The sequence below is a fragment of the Kitasatospora sp. MAA4 genome, assembly GCF_029893355.1.
GTDB lineage: Bacteria > Actinomycetota > Actinomycetes > Streptomycetales > Streptomycetaceae > Kitasatospora.
In genome coordinates, this window is record NZ_JARZAI010000030.1 from 42,450 (window position 1) to 65,829 (window position 23,380).

General features: G+C 73.5%; 20 protein-coding genes. 6 read left to right on the forward strand and 14 right to left on the reverse strand.

From position 1 onward, the window contains the following. Positions 1–41: 41 nt before the first annotated feature. The 5 genes from argS to P3T37_RS30680 form a co-directional block, all read right to left on the reverse strand. Positions 42–1,775, reverse strand: coding sequence for an arginine--tRNA ligase (gene argS, locus P3T37_RS30660; RefSeq protein ID WP_280727161.1), 1,734 nt, complete (start codon positions 1,773–1,775; stop codon positions 42–44). Between the two features lie 39 nt (positions 1,776–1,814). Continuing rightward, positions 1,815–3,245 (reverse strand): NAD(P)-binding protein, encoded by a 1,431-nt coding sequence (locus tag P3T37_RS30665; protein WP_280727162.1) that lies wholly within the window; start codon positions 3,243–3,245, stop codon positions 1,815–1,817. A 57-nt stretch (positions 3,246–3,302) separates the two neighbouring features. Next, positions 3,303–4,865, reverse strand: a complete 1,563-nt coding sequence (locus tag P3T37_RS30670; RefSeq protein ID WP_280727163.1) for a sigma-70 family RNA polymerase sigma factor — start codon at positions 4,863–4,865, stop codon at positions 3,303–3,305. Between the two features lie 73 nt (positions 4,866–4,938). Then, a complete protein-coding gene (locus P3T37_RS30675; protein ID WP_280727164.1) occupies positions 4,939–6,294 on the reverse strand; it encodes an ATP-binding protein in 1,356 nt (451 codons plus the stop codon). Positions 6,295–6,343: 49 nt separating this feature from the next. Further along, complete coding sequence (locus tag P3T37_RS30680) at positions 6,344–7,021, reverse strand: response regulator transcription factor (RefSeq protein WP_280727165.1); 678 nt, start codon at positions 7,019–7,021, stop codon at positions 6,344–6,346. A gap of 434 nt (positions 7,022–7,455) precedes the next feature. Here P3T37_RS30680 and P3T37_RS30685 point away from each other — a divergent pair, with 434 nt between their 5' ends. After that, complete coding sequence (locus P3T37_RS30685) at positions 7,456–8,574, forward strand: glycosyltransferase (RefSeq protein WP_280727166.1); 1,119 nt, start codon at positions 7,456–7,458, stop codon at positions 8,572–8,574. Then, a complete protein-coding gene (locus P3T37_RS30690) occupies positions 8,574–9,299 on the forward strand; it encodes a polysaccharide deacetylase family protein (protein ID WP_280727167.1) in 726 nt (241 codons plus the stop codon). The genes P3T37_RS30685 and P3T37_RS30690 overlap by 1 nt, the downstream gene beginning before the upstream one ends. Here P3T37_RS30690 and P3T37_RS30695 read toward each other — a convergent pair. From P3T37_RS30695 to P3T37_RS30705, 3 genes are all read right to left on the reverse strand, one after another. Further along, the gene (locus P3T37_RS30695) at positions 9,296–10,159 is read right to left on the reverse strand and encodes a metallophosphoesterase (protein ID WP_280727168.1); all 864 of its coding nucleotides are present in this window, start codon (positions 10,157–10,159) and stop codon (positions 9,296–9,298) included. The two genes, P3T37_RS30690 and P3T37_RS30695, sit on opposite strands and share 4 nt — an antisense overlap. Before the next feature lie 83 nt (positions 10,160–10,242). Further along, entirely contained in the window at positions 10,243–11,508 is a 1,266-nt protein-coding gene (locus P3T37_RS30700) for a cytochrome P450 (RefSeq protein ID WP_280727169.1), read from the reverse strand. 111 nt (positions 11,509–11,619) lie between these two features. Next, on the reverse strand, positions 11,620–12,156 hold the full coding sequence (locus P3T37_RS30705; protein ID WP_280727170.1) for a DUF1990 domain-containing protein: 537 nt from the start codon (positions 12,154–12,156) through the stop codon (positions 11,620–11,622). Positions 12,157–12,287: 131 nt separating this feature from the next. Here P3T37_RS30705 and P3T37_RS30710 point away from each other — a divergent pair, with 131 nt between their 5' ends. The 3 genes from P3T37_RS30710 to P3T37_RS30720 all read left to right on the forward strand — a co-directional run bounded on the left by P3T37_RS30710 (position 12,288) and on the right by P3T37_RS30720 (position 16,105). Further along, complete coding sequence (locus P3T37_RS30710) at positions 12,288–14,156, forward strand: NAD(P)-binding protein (protein WP_280727171.1); 1,869 nt, start codon at positions 12,288–12,290, stop codon at positions 14,154–14,156. Between the two features lie 150 nt (positions 14,157–14,306). Further along, on the forward strand, positions 14,307–15,455 hold the full coding sequence (locus P3T37_RS30715; RefSeq protein ID WP_280727172.1) for a histidine kinase: 1,149 nt from the start codon (positions 14,307–14,309) through the stop codon (positions 15,453–15,455). Beyond that, positions 15,452–16,105: a response regulator transcription factor gene (locus tag P3T37_RS30720; protein ID WP_280727173.1), complete on the forward strand. Its 654-nt coding sequence runs from the start codon at positions 15,452–15,454 to the stop codon at positions 16,103–16,105. Before P3T37_RS30715 ends, P3T37_RS30720 begins: the two co-directional genes overlap by 4 nt. A 13-nt stretch (positions 16,106–16,118) precedes the next feature. Here P3T37_RS30720 and P3T37_RS30725 read toward each other — a convergent pair whose 3' ends face one another. From P3T37_RS30725 to egtA, 6 genes are all read right to left on the reverse strand, one after another. After that, positions 16,119–17,036, reverse strand: a complete 918-nt coding sequence (locus P3T37_RS30725) for a diiron oxygenase (protein WP_280727174.1) — start codon at positions 17,034–17,036, stop codon at positions 16,119–16,121. A gap of 28 nt (positions 17,037–17,064) precedes the next feature. Further along, positions 17,065–17,679, reverse strand: a complete 615-nt coding sequence (locus tag P3T37_RS30730; RefSeq protein WP_280727175.1) for a TetR/AcrR family transcriptional regulator — start codon at positions 17,677–17,679, stop codon at positions 17,065–17,067. A 151-nt stretch (positions 17,680–17,830) separates the two neighbouring features. Next, positions 17,831–18,808: an L-histidine N(alpha)-methyltransferase gene (gene egtD, locus P3T37_RS30735; protein WP_280727176.1), complete on the reverse strand. Its 978-nt coding sequence runs from the start codon at positions 18,806–18,808 to the stop codon at positions 17,831–17,833. Next, positions 18,808–19,578, reverse strand: coding sequence for an ergothioneine biosynthesis protein EgtC (egtC, locus tag P3T37_RS30740; RefSeq protein WP_280727177.1), 771 nt, complete (start codon positions 19,576–19,578; stop codon positions 18,808–18,810). Before egtC ends, egtD begins: the two co-directional genes overlap by 1 nt. Beyond that, positions 19,578–20,927, reverse strand: coding sequence for an ergothioneine biosynthesis protein EgtB (gene egtB / locus P3T37_RS30745; RefSeq protein WP_280727216.1), 1,350 nt, complete (start codon positions 20,925–20,927; stop codon positions 19,578–19,580). The genes egtC and egtB overlap by 1 nt, the downstream gene beginning before the upstream one ends. Before the next feature lie 17 nt (positions 20,928–20,944). Then, positions 20,945–22,234: an ergothioneine biosynthesis glutamate--cysteine ligase EgtA gene (gene egtA, locus P3T37_RS30750; protein ID WP_280727178.1), complete on the reverse strand. Its 1,290-nt coding sequence runs from the start codon at positions 22,232–22,234 to the stop codon at positions 20,945–20,947. A gap of 336 nt (positions 22,235–22,570) precedes the next feature. Between egtA and P3T37_RS30755 the strand changes: the two genes are divergently transcribed. Then, positions 22,571–23,284: a TetR/AcrR family transcriptional regulator gene (locus P3T37_RS30755; RefSeq protein WP_280727217.1), complete on the forward strand. Its 714-nt coding sequence runs from the start codon at positions 22,571–22,573 to the stop codon at positions 23,282–23,284. The last annotated feature ends 96 nt before the right edge of the window (positions 23,285–23,380 follow it).

Here is a 23,380-nt window from a genome sequence, read left to right on the forward strand (position 1 = left end):
GTACCCCCTTTCGTGGGGCAGCGGCCGGGCAGCTGCCCGCCTCAGAGCTGCTCGGGGGCGGCCATCCCGAGCAGGCCGAGCCCGAGTGCGAGGGTCCGGGCGGTGAGCCGGCAGAGCAGCAGCCGGTTCTCCCGGGTCGCCGCGTCGGGGGCCTTCAGCACCGGGGCATGCTCGTAGAAGGCGCTGAACGAGACGGCCAGCTGATAGAGGTAGGTGCAGAGCCGGTGCGGTTCCCGGCTCTCCGCGACGGCCGCGAGCGCCGCCCCGCACTCGTCCAGCAGCAGCGCCAGCGAGCGCTCGGCGGGGGTGAGCGCGACCTCGGGGTGGGCCAGGTACCCCGCGTCGGCGGGGGCCTTGCGCAGGATGGAGTGGATCCGGGCGTGCGCGTACTGGAGGTAGACCCCGGTGTCGCCGGTCAGCGAGACCATCCGCGCGAGGTCGAAGACGTAGTCCCTGGTCCGCGCGTTGGACAGGTCCGCGTACTTGAGCGCGCCGATGCCCACCTGCGCCGCACGCTCGGCCAGTTGCTCGGGCGCCAGGTCCGGTGACTTCTCGGCGATCACCGCCGCGGCCCGATCGACGGCCTCGTCCAGCAGGTCGACCAGCCGGACCGTGCCGCCGGCCCGGGTCTTGAACGGCCTGCCGTCGGGGCCCAGCACCATGCCGAACGGCACATGGGCGGCGGTCACCTCGGGCGGCAGCCAACCGGCCCGCCGGGCGGTCTCGAAGACCATCCGGAAGTGCAGCGCCTGCCGGCTGTCCACGACGTAGAGCAGCCGGTCGGCGCCGAGCGTGGCGACCCGCTCCCGGACGGCGGCCAGGTCGGAGGCGGCGTAGCCGTAGCCGCCGTCCTTCTTGCGGACGATCAGCGGTACCGGGTCGCCGTCGGGGTTCAGGATCCCGTCGAAGAAGACGCAGAGCGCACCCTGCGACCGCACGGCGACGCCGGACGCCTCCAACTCGGCGCAGACATCGGCGAGCATCGGGTTGTAGTGGCTCTCGCCGACCGCGTCGGCGTCCTCCAGCAGGACGTCGAGCCGCTGGTAGACGGCCTCGAAGTACCGCTTGGACTCGTCGACGATCTGCTGCCAGGCCGCCACCGTCGGCGGGTCGCCGGCCTGCAGCGCGACCACCCGCCGCCGGGCCCGCTCGGCGAACTCCGGGTCGGCCTCGAAGTGCCTGCGGGAGGTCTTGTAGAGCGCGTCGAGCGAGGCGACGTCGGCGCCGTCGGCCCCGAACTCGTCCCGGTACTCGATGAGCATGCCGAACTGGGTTCCCCAGTCGCCGAGATGGTTGCGCCGCACCACCCGCTCGCCGCCGAAGGAGAGGATCCGGGCGAGCGCGTCGCCGATCACGGTGGACCGGAGGTGGCCCACGTGCATCTCCTTGGCGATGTTCGGCTGGCTGTAGTCGAGCACCGTCACGCCGGCGCCGGGCAGTTGGCCGATGCCCAGCCGGTCGTCCGCGAGCCGGGCCTCGGCCTGGGCGAGCAGGGCGCTGTCGGCGAGCGTCAGGTTGAGGAAGCCGGGGCCGGAGACCTCCCAGCCGGCCAACTCGGCCGACCGGGAGGACAGTTCGGCGCAGACCCGTTCGGCCAGCTCCCGCGGGTTGGCCCCGAGTGCCTTGGCCGCCGCGAGCAGGCCGTTGACCTGGAAGTCCGCGCGGTCGCTGCGGCGCAGCTGCGGGTCGCAGTCCGGTGCGTCGGGCAGTGCGGCGCCGATGGCCTGCTGGAGGCCGGCGTGCACGGTGGCAGCGAGGGAGGGGACCGCGGGCATTGGGGGACCAACCGTTCTGTGCGGGTCTGCAAGGTCGGGTCAGTCTGCTGGAACGACCATGCGCTTGTCGCGGCTATTTCCGCCGGATCGGGCGCTGGTGAGCTCCTCCCACTGCTCGCGGCTCGGCCCGCCGGCCGCGGGTGCGAAGCCGGGGTTGGCGGCCATCCAGGCGGCCACCCTGGAGCGGATCTCCGGTGTGCCGTAGGCCAGTTCGGGGGGCAGCACCATGTGGCGCGCCTGCGCGCGGGCCCGCATCACCACCGGGTCCTCCATGGCGCAGCAGGCCCGTGCGGCGGCGTACGTATCGGAGAGGGGCGCGGCCCGGCCGGCCAGCCGGTCCTGCTCGGCGCGGTCGGACACCACCTGGCGGTCGAACCACGGCTTGAGGGTGTCGACCGCCCAGCGGTGGTAGGCGGTGACGAGTTCGGCGCCGTGGTGGGCGTCCGCGTGCCGGGCCACCCACTGGACGGACCGCAGGGTCAGCGGCACGCCCTGACCGTGCGTCGGGTTGGTGTGCACCAGGGTGTCGCCGACCCCGAGCAGCCCGGTCGCCAGCGGACCGTGCTCGTCCACCAGGGACGTCCAGCGGTTGTCCAGACCGGCCATCGCGTGCACCGGGCCGACCGGGTCGTGCGGCAGCGCCAGCCAGTCCGCGCAGCCGGCGAAGGTCCGGGCGACCGCCTCGAAGACCGCCGGATCGCGCAGTGCGCCGCGGGTGGGGTCGGAGGTGGAGACGGTGAGGGCGACCGCGAAGATCCGGTTGTCGGACGGGAACACCCCGCCGGTGGCGAAGGCGGTGCCCGCCCCGGCACGGACCCGGCCCGGATCCTCCGGTGCCTCGGGGCGCAGCCGGTACCAGCGGCAGAAGTAGGCGATGCCGGTCCGGTGCCGTTCCACCACCGGGGCCCGGCCGACGGCCTCGGCCAGCCAGCCGGGGACCGGCGAGCGGCGGCCGCCGGCGTCGATCACCAGGTCGGCGTTGAGCGGCCCGGCGCTGCTGCGCACGCCGGTGACCTGCGGGAGTGGCGCGGCGTGGTCGACCAACAGGCCGGTTGCAGCAGTTCCTTGACGTAGCGTCACTTCGCTTTGCCGGTGGGCTGCTTCGCGCAGTGCGCTCTCCAGCACGATCCGCCGGGCCCGGACGGTGACCAGCTCCTCGTCCCCGGGCCGGTGGGGCGGGTGGGCGTCGAACCAGTCGAACTCGTGGCGCTCGCCGGCCCCCAGGCGCAGCATCGCGCCGTAGACGTCCGGTGCCTCGGCGAGGAGGAGGCTGCGCACGGGGGCGAGTAGCCCGTGCGGCTGGATCGCCTGCGGGACGCCGGGCCGGTGCCAGTCGAAGAAGTCGGCGTCCAGATCGGCGCCCGCCTGCCGGATGTCCCGTTCCAGGACGGTGACTTGATGTCCGCGGCGGCCCAGGAGGAGCGCGGCCGTCAGGCCGCCGATCCCGCCGCCAAGCACGGTGATGTGCACCTTGGTTCCCCTTGCTCTCGGTGCGCTTTCACCGTATCGCAGGTCCGGGCACGGACTCTAAGCAGGGGTGCCGAAGTCCTGGGTCCACCAGGGGCCGCCGGGGCCCTGGTGGACGCCGACGCCGAGCTCCTTGAAGTCGCAGTTGAGGATGTTCGCCCGGTGGCCGGGGCTTTGCATCCAACTGTCCATCACCGAGGCCGGGGTGGGCTGGCCCTGGGCGATGTTCTCGCCCCAGGTGCTCCACTGGTAGCCGGCCGCTTCGATCCGCTGCTGCGGTCCGGCGCCGTCCGGGTTGGTGTGGTCGAAGAAGTGCCGGGCCGCCATGTCGTCGGACTGGCCCTGAGCGGCGGCCTGCAACTTGGAGTTGGCGGTCAGTGGACCGCAGCCGTTCTGCGAGCGCTGGATGTTGACCAGGGCCAGCACCTGCTGCTGGAACGTGCCGGCGGCGTTGGCGGAGGGGCGCGCCGCGGATATCGAGTGGGACGGCGAGGGCGAGGGCGTGGGGGAGTGCGAGGGCGTGGGAGTTATCGACGGCGACGGCGGGGCCGAGGTGGGGGCGGGCGCCGCCGAGGCGCCCTGCATCGCCAGCGCGTCCACCAGCTCCGGCTGCGCCACCACACCGCCGGACGCCCGAACGGGCGTGCCCTGGCCGGGCGCCAGGCTGTGCCAGCCCAGTCCCGCCGCCGTCAGCGCCGCCAGCAGGCCGAGTGCGGTGGCGGCCCGTCGCCGCCCGCTCGGACGGCTGCGGCGGCGCCGCCCGCCCGCCGGACGTCGGCGCGAGGAACCGCCCGCGCGGTGGCCGGCCGAGCGGGACCGGGGCACGGGTGTCCCAGGTGTCCCGGTGGCGGCCGTCAGCTGCCCGGCGAAGTGCCGCGGCAGCGGCAGCAGGGCCAGCCCGGCCAGCAGCCCCTCGGCCGGGACGAGGTCGCGGGCGTGCCCGCCGCAGGCCCCGCAGTCCCGGGCGTGGCGGGCGATCCGCTTGCGCCACAGCGCCTCCGGCACGCCGTCCCAGGCAGCCGTCACGGCCGCCAGCTCCGGGCAGGGCGGGTTGCCCGCCAGCGCCCTGACCACCACCCGCGCCGTGTCCAGACGCTCCTTCATCCGCTGCACGCGCACCCCGGTGTGGGCTGGCGACAGGTCCAGCGCAGCGGCCAGCTCGGCCCGGCTGAGCTCGCCCGCCGCCTCCTGCCACCACAGGGCCAGCAGCTCGCGGTCCTCCGGATCCAGCCAGCGGGTCGCCTCGGCGACCTCGCGCCGCTGCCCGGCCAGGCCCAGGCGCACGATGGTCAGCCCGACGAAGTCGGCGTCCGGGTCGGCCAGGCCGTGCACCTCGTCCAGCGGGCCGGCGCCCGCGTGGGCCTGCCGGTCCCGGTAGCGGCGCCGGATCTGGTTCATCGCGATGGCCACCAGCCAGGAGCGGAAGGCGGTCGGCTCGCGCAGTCCGTCCAGGCCGTCCACGGCGCGCAGCATGGTCTCCTGCACCACGTCGTCGGTGTCGGGGTGGCCGTTCAGCGCCCGGCCGACGATGTTGTAGACCAGCTGGAGATGGCCTGCGATCAGTGCGTCCCGATCGCCGACCCGCACCCCGGCCGCCCCTGCGCGGTGACTGTCCGTGCCCACCCGTGTCCACCTTCTCCGTCAGCTGACCTGTCCACTGAGGGAGATCCGAGCGGGCGGGCCGGATAACGGAAATTCAGCTGGTGACTTCGGGGAGTGGGATGCGGGCGACCAGGCGGGCGCCGCGCTCGGCGTCGCGGGCGCGCAGGGTGCCGCCGTGGTGGGCGGCCAGGTCGCGGGCGATGGCCAGGCCGAGGCCGGCCCCGCCATCGTCGCGGCTGCGGGCGTCGTCGAGGCGGGCGAACCGTTCGAAGACCCGTTCGCGGTCCTCGGCCGGGATGCCGGGCCCGTCGTCGGCGACCTCCAGGACGGCGCAGGGGCCGTCCGGGCCGTCCGGAACGGTACGCAGCGAGACCTCGATCCGCTGCTCGGCGAAGCGCTGCGCGTTGTCCAGCAGGTTGGTCACCAGCCGGGTGAGCAGCAGCCCGTTGCCGTTCAGCTCGACCTCGGGCGCCAGCTCCAGGCGCACCGGGACGCGGTCCCCGCGCCGCGAGTCGACGGCCTCGCGCACCAGCTCGCCGAGGTCCAGACGCTGGGCCGAGACCGGCTCGGCCGCGTCGATCCGGGCCAGCAGCAGCAGGTCGGCGGCGAGCCGCTCGAGGCGCGCGGTGTCCTCCAGGGCCCCGCTGATCAGCTCGGGGCGCAGCTCCGGGTCCGGGACGGCCAGCGCCACCTCCAGCTGGGTGCGCAGCACCGCGATCGGGCTGCGCAGCTCGTGCGAGGCGTCGGCGATGAACCGGCGCTGGCGCACGCCGGAGGACTCCAGCCGGTCCAGGGTGGCGTTCATGGTGGTGGCCAGCCGGGCGATCTCGTCCTGGGTCGGCGGGACCGGGACCCTGCGGTGCAGGTCGCGGTCGCTGATCGCGGCCACCTCCGCGCGGATCGCCTCCACCGGCCGCAGTGCCCGCCCGGTGACCCACCAGGTGACCGCCCCGACGGTGAGCAGCAGCAGCGGCCCGCCGACGGCCAGCGCCGCCGTGGTGGTCGCGTCGGCCGCGTCGGCGTCCCGCAGCGAGGTGCCCGCGTAGACGGTGACCAGGCCGTCGGGGGTCTCGGTGGTGACCTGGACGACCTGCTGGCGGTGCTCCCCGCCCAGTCCCGCGACATCCCAGGTGTTGCGCACGGTGCCGGGGGCGATGGGGCGGGTGGCGGAGACGGCCGGTTGGCCGCTGAGATTCGGGCTGGAGGTGAGCACCTTGCCGCGGGCGTCCACCACCTGAAGGAAGTCGGCGCCGTGGGTCGGCTGGAGCAGCGGGTCGAGCCGCCCGGCGACCGCCAACTGCGCGACGGAGTCCGCCTGCTGCTCGGCGTCGGCCTCGGCGTTGTGCAGCAGGTTGGCGTCCAGCAGCCCGACCAGTGCGAACGACGCGGCGGCCAGCGCCACCGCCACCACCGAGCAGGCGCCCAGGGTGGCCTGGGCGCGTACGGTCATCGGCCTCAGCGGGCGCGGCACCAGGCGGGACAGCCGGCGCCGCGGCACGTCAGCCACCGTCGACCGCGAGTCGGTAGCCGGCTCCGCGCACGGTCTCCAGGGCGGCCCGGCCGAACGGCGCGTCGATCTTGCGGCGGACCGCGCTGACGTGCACCTCGACGACGTTGGGATCGCCCTCGAACGCGGTGTCCCAGATCTGCTCCAGGATCTCCCGCTTGGGCACCACCTCGCCGGCCCGCCGGGCCAGGTACTCCAGCACCGCGAACTCGCGCGCGGTCAGCCGCACCTCGGTGCCGCCGCGGGTGCAGACGTGCCGGGCGGGGTCGATCCGCAGGTCGCCGAACTCCAGCGACTGCGGCCGGCGGCGGCCGGTGCGCCGGGCCAGCGCGCGCAGCCGGGCCAGCAGCACCACATAGGAGAAGGGCTTGGAGAGGAAGTCGTCGGCGCCGGTGTCCAGCGCCTCCGCCTCGTCGTACTCGCCGTCCTTGGCGGTCAGCATCAGGATGCCCGCCTCGCAGCCGGCCGCCCGCAGCCGGGCGCAGATCCGGTAGCCGTTGACACCCGGCAGCATGATGTCGAGCAGGATCACGTCGTAGTCGTGCTCGCCCGCCAGCCACAGGCCCTGCGGCCCGTCATGGGCCACATCCACGGAGATGCCCTCGGCCTGCAGACCCCGCTGCAGGGCAGCGGCCAGCCGCCGTTCGTCCTCGACCACCAGTACGCGCATACGGTCCAGGATCGCAGGCCGTCCCGAGCGTTGGCTGAAGATCGCTTCAGCTTCCTTCAGCCAGGCTTCAGCAACGGCCCACCATGCTGTGCGTGCGCCGGAGCGGCCCAGGGGGCCGCGCCGCGCAGGTGGAACGGCTATCGGAGACTGCGGGGGAACGGAAGTGACGGAACGTCAGGCCGGTCGTTGGTCACCAGTCCGTCGGTGTCCGGACACCCGCCGTCCTGGCGGAGTCCATCCAGCCTCTCGGTCGACGGCCTACCGTCGCGAGCCGGGCGGGCTGTGACGCTCGCGACACAGGTGCCGGGCCCTGGGGCCTCCTCGCCAGGCACAGCGCTCGTTGTGTCGAAGCCACCACCACACCCATGACGTAAGGCCCAGTGGGCAGCGGCCGCCAGCGCGGCCAGTCCGCCGGCCGCCCTGGAAGGAGCCTGATGCGGTCGAGAAAGTCGAACCGGATCACCGTCGTGTCCGCGAGCGTGGGAGCCGGCCACGACGGTGCGGCACGTGAGCTGGTCCGCCGCCTCCAGGCGGCCGGGTTCGAGGCCGAGTGCCACGACTTCCTCGACCTGCTGCCGCGCGGCTGCGGTCGGCTGCTGCGCGGCAGCTACGCGCTGGAGCTGAAGGTGGCGCCGTGGGCCTGGGGCTGGCTGCTGCGCGCGCTGGAGAAGCACCACCTCTCCGCCGCGCTGGTGGGCTGGCTGTCCGCGGTCGCCGGCGCCCGGCGGACCAGGGCCGTGGTCGGACCCGACGTCGCCGCGGTGGTCTCCACCTACCCGCTGGCCAGCCAGGCGCTCGGCCGGCTGCGGCGGCGCGGCGGGCTGAACGTGCCGGTGGTGACCTTCCTCACCGACATGTCGGTGCACCCGCTCTGGGTCGCGCCCGGCGTCGACCTGCACCTCGCGCTGCACCCCGTGGCGGCCGCCCAGGCCGAGCGGCACGGCGCCGAGGACGTCCAGGTCTGCGGACCGCTGGTCGGCCCGGCCTGCCGTCCGGTCCGCTCGGCCGCCGAGCGGCTGCGCGAGCGCGCCCGCTTCGGGCTGCCCGCCGATGGGCCGGTGGCCCTGGTGGTGGCCGGCTCCTGGGGCGTGGGCGAGGTCGAGCAGGCGGCGCGCGAGATCGCGGCCACCGGCCTTGCCGTCCCGGTCACCGTCTGCGGCCTCAACGAAGGGCTGCGCGAGCGGCTGGCCGCCTCCGGCACCGGCGTGGCGCTGGGCTGGGTGGACGACATGCCGGCGCTGCTGCGGGCGGCCGACGTGGTGGTGCAGAACGCCGGCGGCCTGACCTCGCTGGAGGCGATGGCCAGCGGCGTCCCCGTGCTCAGCTACCGTTGCCTTCCCGGGCACGGCATCACCAACGCGGCCGCGTTGGACGAGGCCGGGCTCGCGGTCTGGATCCGCGAGGAGAGCCGGCTGGCGCCGGTGCTGGCCGCGACACTGGCCAACGCCACCGTGCCGCTCCCGCCGCCCGCCCAGGCGGCCGACCTGACGATAGCCGCGCTGGCCGGCGGCGCCCCGAGCGCACCGGTCGCGGCCCTGGAGGTGGTGGCCTGATGGCCCGCTCGACCACACTCGTCCGCACCGGCGCCCTCGTCGCCGGCGGCCTCGCGGTGGCCCACAGCCTGCCCGCGCTGACCTCGCTCGCGCCGCTGCGCCCGCTGCTCGCCCCCAGGCTCAGCGGCCCCGGCGACCCCACGCACGTGGCGCTGACCTTCGACGACGGCCCCGACCCGGACTCCACCCCGCTCTTCCTGAAGGAGCTGGAAAAGGCCGACGTCCGGGCGACCTTCTTCGTGCTGGGCCGGATGCTGGTGCGCGCGCCCGACCTCGGCCGGCAGCTGGTGGACGCCGGGCACGAGGTGGCCGTGCACGGCTGGCGGCACAAGCCGCTGCTGATCCGCACGCCGCGGGCCACCCGCGACGACGTGGCGCGCACCCGCGACCTGGTGGCCGACATCACCGGGCAGCAGCCGCGCTGGTACCGCCCGCCGTACGGCGTGCTGACCGCCTCCGCGCTCTACGCCGCCCGGGAGTGCGGGCTCACCCCGGTGCTCTGGACGCACTGGGGCCAGGACTGGACCTCGCGCGCCACGCCCGACTCGGTCATGAGCACGCTGACCCGCGCGCCGCTGGCCGGCGGCACCGTCCTGCTGCACGACTCGGACGTCACCTCCGCGCCCGGTGCCTGGCGCTCGGCGCTCGGCGCGCTGCCCCGGCTGCTCGACCTCTGCGCCGAGCAGGGGCTGCGGGTCGGGCCGCTGGGGGAGCACGGCCTCTAGCCGGCGTTGACGGGCCCCGGCAGGATCTGCCGGGGCTGCGGCGGGCGTTCGCCCCAGCGGCGCCACTCGCGCGGGTAGCCGACCGAGACCTCCTGGAAGCGCACGCCGTCGTAGTGGGTGGTGCGCGGGATGTGCAGGTGGCCGTAGACCATCGCGGCCGTACGGTACTTGGTGTGCCAGTCGGCGGTCAGCTCGGTGCCGCACCACTGCGCGAACTCCGGGTGGTGCAGGACGTCCATCGGGGTGCGCACCAGCGGGTAGTGGTTGACGAACACCACCGGCAGGCTGCCGTCCAGCTCGGTGGCCAGCCGCCGTTCGGTCAGCTCCACCCGGGCCCGGCACCAGGCGTCCCGGCTCGGATACGGGTCGGGGTGCAGGAGTTGCTCGTCCGCGCAGACCACGCCGGCGGCGTAGGCGATCTCCAGCGCCTCCTCCTTGGTGGTGGCGCCGGCCGGGCGGAAGGTGTAGTCGTACAGCAGGAAGAGCGGGACGATCACCGCCGGGCCGCCCGCGCCGCGGAAGACCGGGTACGGGTCCTCGGGCGTGACCACGCCCAACTCCCGGCAGATCTCCACCAGATGACGGTAGCGCTGCTCGCCGCGCAGCTGCACCGGGTCGTTCCCCGGCGTCCACAGTTCGTGGTTTCCGGGGACCCAGACCACCTTCGCGAAGCGCCCGGAGAGCACCCGCAGCACGTCCTCGATGTCGGCCACCTGCTCGCCGATGTCGCCGGCCACCAGCAGCCAGTCCTGCGGTGAGGTGGGGCGCAGCTGGTCGGCGTGCTCCCGGTTGGCCTCGTACGCGACGTGCAGGTCGCTGATGGCGAGCAGCCGTCCCGTCCCGTCCTGCTGCTGGTCCATCGCCGTCCTCCGTCGGTCGGTCCTCAGAGCCTCTGCCACCGGCCAGCGTAAGTCCGACCGGGGGCAGGGCCCTTGTCGGGGGGTCAGCCGGCGGTCGGGTGGAGCACCGCGGGCAGCGTCAGGTGGCCGTTGGAGATGAACGACTCGACGTGCCCGAGGTCGCCCTCGACCAGGCTGAGCTGCGGGAACCGCTCGAAGAGCGCCGGCAGGGCGATCGCCGCCTCCAGCCGGGCCAGCGGTGCGCCCGGGCAGAGGTGCACGCCGTGCCCGAAGGAGAGGTGCTTCTTGTCGGCGCGCAGCAGGTCGAACTCGGCGGGGCGGTCCGGGTGGACCTGCGCGTCGCGGCCGGCGGCGGCGTAGCCGATCAGGATCGCCTCGCCCTTGCGGATCAGCACCTCGCCGACCTGGATGTCCTCCACCGCGTAGCGCAGCGGCAGGCTGGCCACCGGCGCCTGCACCCGCAGGGTCTCCTCGATCACGTCGTTCCAACTGGCCTGCCCCGACCGGACCAGGGCCAGCTGCTCGGGGTGGGTGAGCAGCAGGTGGATGGCGTTGTCGAGCAGGTTGACGGTGGTCTCGTGGCCGGCGCTGATCATCAGCATCAGGGTGTCCACCAGCTCGGACTCGGTGAGCTGCGCGCCGTCCTCGCCGTCCTCGCCGTCCTCCTGGTCGGCCCGGGCGGCGATCAGCATGCTGGTCAGGTCGTCGGCCGGCTCCTTGCGCCTGAGCGCGACCAGTTCGCCCAGGATGCGGTACATCTCCACCACGTTGGCCTGGGCGGCCTCCGGGGTGATCGTGGTGGTGAAGAACGCGTCCACGCAGTGCCGCATGCCCTCGCGCAGCGACTCGGGGACGCCGAACAGCTCGCAGATCACCTGGATCGGGATCGGGTAGGCGTACCCCTCGCGCAGGTCCGCGGCGGTGCCGGGCGCGGTGGCCGCCAGTCCGTCCAGCAGCTCGGTGACGATCTGCTCGATCCGCGGGCGCATCGCCTCGCTGCGCCGGGCGGTGAACGCGCCGGAGACCAGCGTGCGCAGGCGGCGGTGCTCGCTGCCGTAGGCGGTGAACATGTTCTCCACCGCGACCCAGACGTACAGCGGCCACTCGGGGCCTATCGCGCCCTCGGTGAAGGTGGTCCAGTGCTGCCGGGCGCTCTTGGAGACCCGGGGATCGGTCAGCAGCTGCTTGATCAGCGCCTGGTCACCCACCGACCAGGCCACCACACCGCCGGGCAGCTCCACCTGGGCCACCGGGCCGTCCTGGTGGATCCGGCGTGCCTCGCCGTGGATGTCGCGGCCGGTGAGGTCGATGGCGAAAGGGCAGCGGGCGGGTTCCACGGACGGTTCCATCGGGGGGCCTCCTGCGGGGCGGTGCGGCGCTGGATCCGGCCAGCTAAGCAGATTGACCACGGGTTGTCAGGAGTCCGTGTCTCATGGTGATCTGACGCACAGTCCGGATCGTCAGCCGGCGGCCAGCCGGCGCAGCGTGCTCGCACAGCGCCGGGCGTACGCGCGCTGGAACAGCGGGACCGCCGGTCCGGCCAGCCGGGTGTACCAGCGGCCGGGGCGGCTGAAGGCGGTGACGGTGAACCAGACCGAGCCGTCGGCCCGCAGATCGACGATGAACGACTCCTCGCCGCACTCGGGGTGGCCCGGCCGGGTGCCGTACGAGAAGCCGAACCGGTTCGGCCCGTAGCCGGCCCAGAGCACCCGGCAGGGTGCGTCCAGGCGCAGCGGTCCGAAGCCGAGCGCGCAGACCACCTCGGTGCCGGGCGCCACACGGGGGGTGTCCGGGCGGAGGTCGGTGCGGACCCGGACCCCGGCGGCGCGGTGCATCCGCAGGGTGGTGACGGCTTCGCCGGCGGCCTCCAGGACGTCCCGGCCGTACCCGATCAGCTCCTGGTGGTGCAGGTGGTGGTAGCCGGCGGGCAGCGGTCCGGATCGGGTGACGGCGCCGACTTCCAGGTAGCTGAAGGCCGGTGAGGCGGTGAGTCGCATGGTGTGCACTCTCCTCGGCAATCTTGAACGTGTTCAATTGGCTCGTTCCGTCGACTCTACGCAGCAGACTGAACATGTTCAAGATGATGATTCGCTCCCTGACCGAGCGATCGCCAGTAGCATCCCGAGCTATGACACAGGCAGGACGGGGGGAGTCGGTGGTCAACGAGGCCGGCCCACCGGTCGCTTTCAGCGACCACTTCATCGTCTGCGGCGGCAACGCCCTGGCCCATCGGCTGATCGTCGAGCTGGTCGAGCACTACGAGGTCCCGGTGCTGGCGATCGTCCCCGACCGCAACCGGGACCACGCTCCGCGGATCGAGCGGCTCGATGGTGTCACCGCCGTTCTGGAGTACAGCGGCGTCACCGAGGAGGCGCTGCGCGAGGCCTGCACCGGCACCGCGCGCGGGATCGCCCTGGTCGACGGCGACGACCAGGCCAACATCCACTGCGCGCTCAACGCCCAGGGCCTGAACCCGGAGATCCGCATCGTGCTGCGGATGTTCAACCAGCGGCTCGGCGACCAGATCCAGAAGCTGCTGAAGAACTGCGCCGCGCTCTCCGGCTCCGCCACCGCCGCGCCCGCCTTCGCCAACGGCGCACTGGCGCGCCCGAACTCCGTCCAGGTCGGCGACCGCTTCCTCTACGTCGCCTACGACGACGACATCGCCGCCGGCCACCTCTGCGTGGCTGCGGACCGGATAGACCGTCAGGACCTCACCCGGCTGCGCCTGCTGCCGGACACCGGGCCCGCCTCCAGCGCCTTCATCCGGCTCGCCAACGCCTTCGGCGAGGGCGGCCCGATCGCGGTGGGCGCGCGACCTGCGGGCCGGGAGGCCGACGAGGACGGCAGCGTCGCCGTGCTGCAGACCCTGGCGACCGAACCGCCGCTGCGGGTCTCCTGGCCGTCCCGGCTGAGATATCGGCTGCTCGACACGCTGCGCTACTTCACCAGTGCCCGGATCCGGCTGGTGCTGTTCACCGCGTTCGCGGCCATCGCCGCCTCCTTCGGCGTCGTCTGGTACTTCAACCGGGACTTCGGCTGGACGGTCTACGTCACGCTGCTCGACATGGCCGGCGCCGCTCAGCCGGACCAGTACGGCGACCCGACCGGCGGGACCGGCGGTGGCTGGCAGCGGGTGGCGCAGGTGGTCATCACCTTCTGCGGCATCACGTTCGTCCCGGTCGCCACCGCGATCATGGTCGAGATCCTCGCCTCCGGGCGGCGCGGGCTGCCGAAGGGCCCGAGCGCGGGGCTGCGCCAGCACGTGGTGGTGGTCGGGCTCGGTAACCTCGGGACCAGGGTGGCCACCCTGATGCGGGAGTTCGGGGTCCCGGTGGCCTGCGTGGAGCGCGATCCGCAGGCGCGCGGGATCGCGGCGGTGCGGGCGCTCGGGATACCGGTCCTGGTCGGCGAGGGCCCGTTGGAGGACCAGTTGCGCCGGGCCCGGGTGCAGCACAGCCGGGCCGTGGTCGCCGTGACCAACGACGACGCGGTCAACCTGGAGGCGGCGCTGGAGGCCCGGGCGCTGCGCGACAGCGTGCGGATCGTGGTGCGGCTCTTCGACGACGACTTCGCTCAACACGTCTACGCGACGCTGGGCAACGTCGCCTCGCGCTCGGTCTCCTACCTGGCCGCGCCGGCCTTCGCGGCGGCGCTGATGGGGCGTGAGGTGCTGGGCACGCTGTCGGTCTACCGGCACGTGCTGCTGATCGCCGAGCTGACGGCGGAGGAGGGCGGTGCGCTGGCCGGCATGAGCCGTAACGACATCGAGGCGCTGGGCGGGCTGCGGGTGCTCGCGGTACGGCTGGCCCGGCAGCCGGACAGCTACCAGTGGGGGTATGCCGACCGCAGCCGCGGGCTCGCGCCGGGCGACCGGGTGGTGCTGGCCGCCACCCGCAGCGGCCTGGGCCGGTTGAACACGGCGGCTCCGGAGGCGGTGGGCGCCTCGGGCGAGTTCGCGCGGATTCCCGGGCCCGCGGGGCCGACCGGGGGCTGAGTCCTGCCTTGGGGGGAGACGAAGGTCGGGGGTGGGCTACGACCTCGGGGGGAGGACGGGCGCGCTCTGCCGTCCTAGCCTGGGCGAGTGAAAGGGAACACAGGGTGCCGGGCGGGCTGGTACGCGAGGTTGCAGCCCCGGTTGCCCAGGATGCGCGACGCACTGGCCGTCCTGATCGGCCTGTTCGCCGCCGTGGTGGAGGAGATACAGAGTCACCAGGCCGTTCCGGCCTGGTTGGTGGCCGGCCTGCTGGCGGTCGGCTCGGCGGCGTTGTGGTGGCGCCGCTCCCGGCCGGTCCACGTCGCGGTGATGGCCGTCGCACTGGCGGCGATCCCCGGCGTGGACTGGCCACTCGTCGTCGCGCTGCCCACCCTGACCCTGCGCCGCCGGGACCGGCTGAGCTGGATCCTGGTCGCCCTCGCGCTGCTCGCCGAAGGGGTGCGCGGGGTCGGCGCCCGACCGCTGGTCGCGATCCCCGACGCGATCCTCGCGGCCGCCCCCTGGGTTCTGCTGGTCGCCTTCGTCGGCGCCTACCTGGGCACCCGCCGCGACCTGCTGGCCGGCCTTCGAGCGCGGGCCGAACAAGCCGAGGCCGAGAAGGAGTTCCGCGCCGACCAGAGCCGCCTGGCTGAACGGACCAGGATCGCCCGGGAGATGCACGACGTGCTCGCCCACCGGGTCTCGCTGATCGCCCTGCACGCCGGCGGGCTCGCGATGACCGCCCGGCCGGAGGCGGAACAGGTGCACCGCACGGCCGAGTTGATCCGCGGCACGGCGCGCCAGGCGATGGAGGAGCTGCGCGAGGTGCTCGGGGTGCTGCGCGATCCGCACGTCGCCGCCGGCGCAGGCGGCGAACTGCTCTCCCCGCAACCCCGGTTGGCCGACCTCGCAGAGCTGGTCCAGTCCTCTCGGGAGGCCGGACTTCCGGTCTCCCTCACCGGGCCGCTGGATCCGTCCGCGCAGGTGCCCGAGGCGATGGGTCGGGCTGCCTACCGGGTCGCCCAGGAGGCGCTGACGAACATCCACAAGCACGCCCCGGGCGCCGCGGCCGAGGTGCGACTGTCCGGCGGACCGGGCCGGCGGCTGACCGTCGAGGTGGTCAACTCTCCGTCCCGGTCCGCCGCCCCGATCCTGCCCGGCTCCGGCGCCGGACTGGTCGGGCTGCGCGAGCGGGTGCTGCTGGCGGACGGGGACTTCGCGGCCGGACCGGTCGCCGGCGGCGGCTTCCGGGTCTGCGCCGGCTTCCCCTGGCCGGCCGGACCTGTCTCGCAACTGAGCCTGGCGGAGGGTGCGGCGTGATCGACGTGCTGATCGTGGACGACGAGTCGCTGGTCCGGGCCGGGCTGCGGATGATCCTGGAGACGGCCGAGGACATCCGGGTGGTCGGCGAGGCCGAGGACGGCGAGGGCGCGGTCCGGGCCGTCCTGCTGCACCGGCCCGACGTCGTCCTGCTGGACGTCCGGATGCCCCGCACCGACGGCCTGGAGGCGGCCCGCCGGATCCGCGCACTGCCCGAACCGCCGCAGGTCATCGTGCTGACGACCTTCGGGCTGGACGACTACATCGCCGAAGCCCTGCAGGCCGGCGCGGCCGGCTTCCTCCTCAAGGACCTCCCGCCGCCCGAACTGCTGCGCGGCGTACGGGTGGTGGCGGCCGGCGAGGCGATGCTCTCGCCGACCGTCACGCGGCGGCTGCTCAGCGGGATCGCCCCTCCTGCGACACCCCGCCAGCAGGCGGCCCGCCGGCTGCTGGCCGACCTGACCGGACGCGAGTCCGAGGTGCTGTCGCTGCTCGGCCGGGGGTTGCCCAACGCCGAGATCGCCCGCTCGCTCGGCCTGCGCGAGGCCACTGTGAAGGCGCACGTGACCCGGCTGATGGTCAAACTGGGCGCCACCAACCGGGTCCAGGCGGCGATCACCGCCCACACGGCGGGGCTGCTGGACCTCTGAAGAGGTTGTGTGGTCAGAGCACGGCGGCGCGGCGCCACATCGCCTGGGAGCGGTGGTCGATGATGCCGATGTCGGTGAAGAAGGTGATCGCCTTGCGGGCCCAGTCGGCCTTGGTGGCCTGCCAGTTCGGGTTCTGGGCGGCGACCGCGCGGGCCTCGCGCGGGTCGAGGCCGGCCAGGGCGTAGACCCGCGGGTTGATCACCTCGTTCACCGCCTCGTACGCCAGCACGCCCAGCACCTGGCGGAACACCGCCCGCCGGACCGGGCTCATCCGGGCCCAGCGGCGCTCCAACTCCGGCTTGGCGTAGCCGATGTGGCGGGCCTCCTCGATCACGTGGATCCGGGCCACCGAGCGGGCCAGCGGTTGCAGGCTCTCGTCGCGGATCATCTCGCGCTGCATCGCGTCGGTGAACTCCTCGACGAAGATGGCGCCGGCGAAGGTCAACGTGGTGTCGTTGAGCAGCAGATGGAGCTTGCCGCGGCGGTGCGCCCGGCGGCTGGGACGGGCCGACGGGTAGCCGGTCGTGGTGATGTACTTGGCGAACATCGTGGAGTGCCGGCACTCGTCGGCGACTTCGGTCAGCGCGTACTGGGCGTGCTGGGTGGTGAGGTCGCTGTCGTAGACGTGCCGGACCAGGCCGTTCATCAGGATCAGCTCGAACCAGATCCCCGCCGCGGTGACGCTGGCCAGCTCGTGCACGCTCAACTGCGCCTGCTGGCGCGGCGTCAGGCGCTCCCACAGGTGTGTCCCGTAGAGCGAGACCCGGTGGGCGGGTATCGCGAAGTGGTCGGGGTCGATGGGGGCGTCCCAGTCGATCTCGGTCAGTGGGTCGTGGATGTGCTTGGCCGAGATTCGCAGCAGGCGTTCGGCGTTCTGCTCGCGGGCTCTCAGGGCGACGGCGAGTTCGGGTGAGGGGGCGATGTCTCGCACGGTGCTGCTCCTACGGGTGGGACGGGGGTCAGCTGGAGGAGGAGGCGGGGGAGCCGCCCAGGGCGCGCAGGGAGAAGGAGACCAGGGCGGGGATCAGGTCGGCGGGGGCCCGGCCGTCCGCCAGCGGTCCGACCAGGGCCTCGCCGACGCCGCCGACCAGCAGGGCGGCGGTCAGCTCCGGGTCCTGCGCGGGCAGTCGGCCGGCGGCCACGCCCTCGGCGATCCGGGCGGCGATCACATCGCGGAACGCCCGGCGGAAGACCAGGCGTTCGGCCTCCACCTCGGCGTCCACCGGCTCGGCGAGCAGCGCGTACGCCAGCCGTGGCGCGCCGAGCGCCCGTCCGGCGAAGGTGCCGATCACCGAGGCGACCTGGGCGTGCAGGTCGCCCTCGAAGGCGGCCGCGTCGCGCACGGCCGCGACCTCCCGGCCGACCACCGACCGGAACAGCTCGGCGACCAGCTCGGCCTTGCTGCGGAAGGACCGGTACACGCTGCCGGTGGCGATCCCGGCCCGCTCCGCGACGGCGGCCACCGAGCAGGCGGCGTAGCCGCGTTCGGCGAGCAGTTCGATCGCGGCAGTGAGCACGGTCTCGCGCTGCGCGTCGAGCCGGGCTTGTACGGCAGGCGTTTTCCGGTAGGCCACGGCAAGAAGTGAAGCAGTCATTCAGAGCTTCAGCAAGACTCTGTGTCAATAAGACCGCCCCCCAATTGCCGGCCGGTCTCTGGATTCGTCGGACACAGCAGCGGCGCCTGTGCACCGAGGTGCGCAGGCGCCGCCTGTCAGGAGGGGAGGATCAGCCGATCGGCTGGGCCAGCGAGAGGCCGAACCGTCCCTCGGGGTCGGTCCACCAGTGGGTCAGTGCGAAACCGGCCGCGGCCAGCTCCCGTTCGACCCGCTCGCGGCGGAACTTCGCCGAGATCTCGGTGCGCAACTCCTCGCCCGCGGCGAAGTGCACCGCCAGGTCCAGCGCCGGGATCTTCACGGTCTGGTCCTCGCGGGAGCGCAGCCGCATCTCGATCCACTCCTGCTCGGCGTCCCAGTGGGAGACGTGCTCGAAGGCCTCCGGGTCGAAGGTGGCGTCCAGTTCGCGGTTCACCACGTTGAGCACGTTCTTGTTGAACTCCGCCGTCACCCCGGCCGCGTCGTCGTAGGCGGCGACCAGCACGGCCGGGTCCTTCACCAGGTCGGTGCCGAGCAGCAGTGCGTCGCCGGGTGCCAGTTCGGCCCGCAGCGCGGACAGGAAGACGGCGCGCTCGGCGGGCAGCAGGTTGCCCAGCGTGCCGCCGAGGAAGGCCACCAGCTTGGGGGAGTTCACCGCATGCGGCAGGTCGAGGCTGGCGGTGAAGTCCGAGACCACCCCATGGACGGCCAACTCAGGGTATTCCTTGACCAGTTGCTCGCCGGCCTCCTGGAGGGCGCTCTCGCTGACGTCCACCGGGACGTAGCTCTCCAGGGTGCCCAGCGCGTGCAGCCCGTCCAGCAGCAGTCTGGTCTTCTCCGAGGAGCCCGATCCCAGTTCGACGACGGTGCGGGCCTTGGTGATCGCGGCGATCTCCTCGGCCCGGGCGGTCAGGATGGCCCGCTCGGCACGGGTCGGGTAGTACTCGGGCAGCCGGGTGATCTCCTCGAAGAGCTCACTGCCCCGGCTGTCGTAGAACCACTTCGGTGGCAGCCACTTCGGGTCGGCGGTCAGTCCGTGGCGGACGTCCTCGCGCAGCGCGCGGGCGAAGTGGTCGGCGGGCAGTAGCCGGGTGAACTCGAAGGCGGTCATCAGGAGTTGTCCTCTCGAATCGGGTCAGCACGGTCCAGCGGGCGGATGCTCACCGCGTCCGGGGTGGCCAGCAGCAGCGAGTGGTCGGGCACCGGGACCCAGCCGGGCCCGTCGTCGCTCGGCTCGGAGGCGACCAGCACCGAGCGGCCGCGCTCCAGGCGGTGGAACAGGGTGTCGCCCCAGGTGGTCGCGGCGATCACATGGCCGTTGGTGATCAGCAGGTTGAGGCGCGCGTCGGTGTGCCGGGCGACGTCCTGGACCGTGCCGGCCAGCGCCTCGGCCGGCTGCTGTCCGGTGCGCAGCCGGTGTGTGAGCAGCGCCCAGACCAGCGCGGAGTCGCAGCGCGCGGCCAGCGAGAGCAGGTCGGCCGGCGGCAGCAGCGCGGCCAGCGGGCCGAGCGCGTCCGGCCAGCCGCTCAGCGCGCCGTTGTGGCTGAAGAGCCAACTGCCGTCCGCGTACGGCGCGGCGGCGGCCTCGCCCGCCGCGGTGCCGGCCGTCGCGGAGCGGACGGCGGCCAGCAGGGCCCGGGTGTGCACCACCCGGGCCAGCTCCGGCAGGTTCTCGTCGGCCCAGATCGGCCCGGCGCGGCGGTAGCGGGCGGGGACGGGGTCGCCGTCGGCGTACCAGCCCAGGCCGAAGCCGTCGGCGTTGACCGTCCCGTACCGCTGCATTCGGGGTGCCCAGGACTGCCGGTACAGCCCGAACTGCGGTTCGAGCACCAGTTCGGCTATGGGCACGGGGGCGCCCAGGTAAGCGAGATGACGGCACATCAGGCATCGGCTCCGAGGCTGCGGGCGGTGCGGAAGCCGGAGAATATCTGCCGCCGCACCGGGTGGTCCCAGTTGCGGAAGGTGCCGCGGCAGGCCACCGGGGCGACCGCGAAGCTGCCGCCGCGCAGCACCTTGTACGGCGCCGGCTTGCCGGGCTCGGCGAAGAACACCTCGGAGTACTCCCGGTACGGCCAGGCCCTGAAGCCCGGGTAGGGCGCGAAGTCGCTCGACGTCCACTCCCAGACGTCACCGATCAACTGCCGTGCCCCGTACGGGGACGCGCCCTGCGGGTAGCTGCCGACCGGGGCCGGCTGGAGGTGGCGCTGGCCGAGGTTGGCGTGCTCGGGCCCCGGCGCCGCGTCGCCCCAGGGGAAGCGGCGGGTGCGGCCGGTGGCCGGGTCGTGCCGGGCGGCCTTCTCCCACTCCGCCTCGGTGGGCAGCCGGCGGCCGGCCCAGCGCGCGTAGGCGTCCGCCTCGTACCAGGTGACGTGCAGGACGGGCTCGTCGGGCGGCACCGGCTCGGTGCGGCCGAAGCGGCGGCGCAGCCACTGGCCGTCCTCGCGCGACCAGAACAGCGGTGCGGTGAGCCCGGCGTCCATCCGGTGCTGCCAGCCGGCCGGGGTCCACCAGCGCGGGTTGTGGTAGCCGCCGTCGTCGATGAACAGCTGGTAGGCCGCGTTGCTCACCGGCGTGGTGTCCAGCGCGAAGGCGGGCAGGTACACCTCGTGCGCCGGGCGCTCGTTGTCCAGCGCCCACGGCTCGGTGTCCGTTCCCATGGTGAACGGCCCTGCGGGCACCACGACTTCGGACGGCCAGTCGGCGTGGGTCGGGGCCGGCGGGGTGGGCGCGGCGAGCGCGGCGGCGCCGGAGCGCAGCTGATGGGTGATCAGCATGGTCTCGTCGTGCTGCTGTTCGTGCTGGGCGATCAGGCCGAAGGCGAATCCGGCCTGAAGCAGCGGCGGGCCGGCCAGTTCGACCCCGGCCAGCAGGTCGAGCACCCGGCCGCGGACCTCGTGCGCGTAGGCCCGGGCCTCGGTGGGCGGCAGCAGCGGAAGCCTCGGCCGCTCGGCGCGCGGGTGCTCGAAGGCGTCGTAGAGCTGGTCGATCTCGGGGTGCATCGGGTCGCGGCCGCCCACGTTGCGCAGCAGCCAGAGCTCCTCCTGGTTGCCGATGTGCGCCAGGTCCCAGACCAGCGGCGACATCAACAGGGAGTGCTGGGCGGTGAGTTCACCGTCGTCCACGCAGTCGGTCAGGCCGCTGGTGCGCTCCCGGGCGGCCAGCAGCTCGGTGGCGATGGCCTCCCGCAGCTGCTCGTCGGTGAGTTCCGTTATCGGGGTGTGTTCGGTCATGGTGGTGGGGTCGGGGTTCAGCACGGCGTTGCCTCCTGAGGCGCGGGGCGCCGGTCCGCGCCGGACGGATCGAGCAGGTCGTCGGCCGGACATCGGCCGCGGGCGGTGTAGCGGTCCACGAAGTCGGCGACCTTGTTGCGCAGTTGCTCGCTGGCGCCGAGCCCGGGCAGCGCGGCGTCGGCGGCGGCGAAGCAGGCCAGCGCGGCACGCCGCAGCACCGGATCGTCCACTGCCCGGGTGGCCGCCCGGCTCCAGGCGGCGCCGCGCGGTCCGGGCTCCTCGGCGGTCCGGGCGAGCGGCTCCAGCGCCTCGTGGGCGGCGTCGGCGGCACGCGGGTCCTCGAAGAGCGCGGTGGTGAGCGCGGTCGTCACCATCCAGCCGTCGCCGGGCTGGGCGTCGATCATGCGCAGTTCGAGGTAGCCGTGCGGGCGCACCGGGGGGAACAGGGTGGTGATGTGGTAGTCGAGATCGGCCACCGTCGGACGCTGCCCGGCGGGCCGGCGCAGCCAGTCCCGGAAGGTCAGGCCGGCCGGCGCGTTCCACGGCAGACCGTCGGCCCGGCGCATGCAGAGCACGTCGGCGTCCAGCACGTAGCGGGCCCAGGAGGCCCGCGGGTCGCCGTCCGGCACGATCGGTGCCAGCGTGCGGCTGGGGTCCATCCGGGACCAGACGGCCTGCCGGGTGGACCGGTAGCCGGTCGGTCTGCCGTCCAGCAGCGGGGAGTTGGCGAAGGCGGCGACGAGCACCGGGCCCAGCCGGTGGGCGAGCAGCCAGCGCTCGCGGAACCCGTGCGCCCCGCCCTGGTCGGTGCCCGCGTCGAGGCAGACCTGGGTGGACGCGGTGCTGGTCATCATGATCTTGCCCCATGGCCCGGCCCGGTCGAAGAACTCCTCCATGGCCAGGTAGCGGGGGTGGCGCAGCAGGACCCGCCGCTCCCGCTCATGCGGCTCGGTGCCGTAGCCGGTCAGGGTCAGACCCTGGGCGGCGAAGGCGGCCCGTAGCGTGGAGAGGTCGCGAGAGGTGGTGTCGAGGCACTCGCTCAGGCTGTCGGCGGGCGGGGAGCTGAGCTCGACCTGGCCGCCCGGCTCCCTGGTGATCCGGGAGCCGTGGGGGAGAGACGGGTCTTCCTGCGGCAGTCGCAGGGCTGCGAGGGCGGCGAGTGTGCGGTCGTGCGCGGGAGCGGCGTCGGGGCGGCTGGAGTCGTGGACCAGCCACTCCAGCTCGACGCCGACCCGGCGCGGTGGGCCGATCTTGAAGCAGACGCTTGCCACGTACGTCTCCGCGGCGGACTGGGTCAACTCAGTCACCGTCGGTGGCGCTTTCGGCACGACGTCCATGGGCGGGGTAGCGGGCCGTGCGGGTTTCACGTGATCCACCATCTTCCATCCGGGAAGCAACCCGGTCTTCCTGCCCAGTTTGCGACGGGCCACACGGCGATGCCGGATACCGGTGAGTACGGAATGGATCTTCGCTGGTCAGCGGTGGCAACCGGGTGATGTGACTCCCCTCACAGCACCCGGGGAAATATCCGGGGAGCTTTTCCCCGTTTGCCGTACAGTAGGACGAAGTGGGGAACCAGTCCCCGGAAATCTGCCCCTGGAGGGAGTGTCGTGGTGAGTGCCATCAAGGCTGTACGCAGTGTGTTGGCCGGGTGTGCCGTCAAGGCCGAGCAGGCCGAACCGGCCGCCAAGCCCGCGACACCCCGACTGCGGGCGGACGCCAGCCGCAACCGGGAGCGCATCCTCACCGCCGCCCGGGAGATCCTCTCCGAGAGCGGCGCCGAGGCACCGCTGGACGAGATCGCCAAGCGGGCCGGTGTGGGTAACGCCACGCTGTACCGCAACTTCCCGGATCGCTCGTCGCTGGTGCGCGCCGTCGCCCGCTCGGTGATGGAGCGCATCCTCGTCCAGGCGGAACAGGGACTGGTGGACGGTTCCGAGCCGTTCGACGCGCTCCGGCGCTTCGTCCACGTCGCCGCCGAGGAGCGGATCGGCGCGCTCTGCTCCATGCTCACCGCGGGCGTGGACCTCGCGCAGGACGAGCAGCTCTTCGCGATCCGCGCCCAGCTGGAGGGGGTCGTCGAGCAGCTGATGCAGCGTGCCCGCGAGGCCGGCCAGCTGCGTACGGACGTCGGCCCGGGTGACGTGTTCGTCGCGGTCGCCCAGCTCACCCGTCCGCTGCCGGGCACCGACTGCCTCGATGTCGACGTCAGCGCCTTCGTCCACCGCCACCTGCACCTGTTCCTGGACGGTCTGCGGACCCCCTTGCCGTCCCAACTCCCGGGCCGTGCCGCTACCTTGGAAGACCTGCGGCGCCGCATCACGACCCTGCCCGCCCGATCGACCTCGCACGCCTGATCGACCCCTCACGCTGATCGACCCCTCACGCTGATCAACCCGCCGCACCGTGCCGTTGCCCGGCTCGACGTCCGCGGACGCGCTTTCACGTTCTTT